Origin of the sequence: Paraburkholderia sp. A1RI-2L, assembly GCF_048957375.1 — a bacterium.
In the GTDB taxonomy this organism is placed as follows: Bacteria; Pseudomonadota; Gammaproteobacteria; order Burkholderiales; family Burkholderiaceae; genus Paraburkholderia.
Map to the genome: position 1 here is coordinate 1 of NZ_JARBTA010000020.1, position 586 is coordinate 586.

General features: G+C 63.3%; 1 protein-coding gene. It reads right to left on the reverse strand.

The genetic code is table 11. The annotated features are described in order from the left end of the window. Nucleotides 1-36 precede the first annotated feature (36 nt). A complete protein-coding gene (gene pal / locus PWP93_RS37320; protein ID WP_421029083.1) occupies nucleotides 37-543 on the reverse strand; it encodes a peptidoglycan-associated lipoprotein Pal in 507 nt (168 codons plus the stop codon). Nucleotides 544-586 lie beyond the last annotated feature (43 nt).

A 586-nucleotide genomic window follows, 5' to 3' on the forward strand; every position in this document is an offset into this window, starting at 1 on the left:
CGGGTGCGCCAGGGCACCCAGCCATAGTGATACGAACTACTGACGATAAACCAGATCGGCGCGCCGGTTCTGGGCCCACGACGCCTCGTCGTGGCCAGGCGCCACGGGCTTCTCCTTGCCAAGACTGACGGCCTCGAGTTGGGAGCCGGATACGCCGAGCGATTCGAGCTCGTGCAACACGGCTTCGGAGCGGCGTTCGCCCAGCGCCAGGTTGTACTCGTCCGTGCCGCGCTCGTCGGTATTGCCCTGGATCAGCACCTGCTGGGCCGGATGATTGCGCAGATAGTTGGCATGGGCGCGCAGCAACGGCAGATAGTCGCTCTTCACGTCATAGCTGTCGAAATCGAAATAGACGCTGCGTTTGGCGAGCGGACTGTTGGGATTGTTCAGCTCGTCGACTGAGGACGCTGCCCCGGTGACGGGCTGCGTCGTGGCGGCATTGGTGTTTGCCGTGCCACTGGCTTGCGGTACCGTCGTTGCCGAATGACATCCGGCAAGCAGCGCAGCCAGCAGGATTGCCGCGCAGGATCGATTCAGGCTCATCCGAGGCTCCCCGTCCGGGTGGACATGCGTAGCACCACAATTC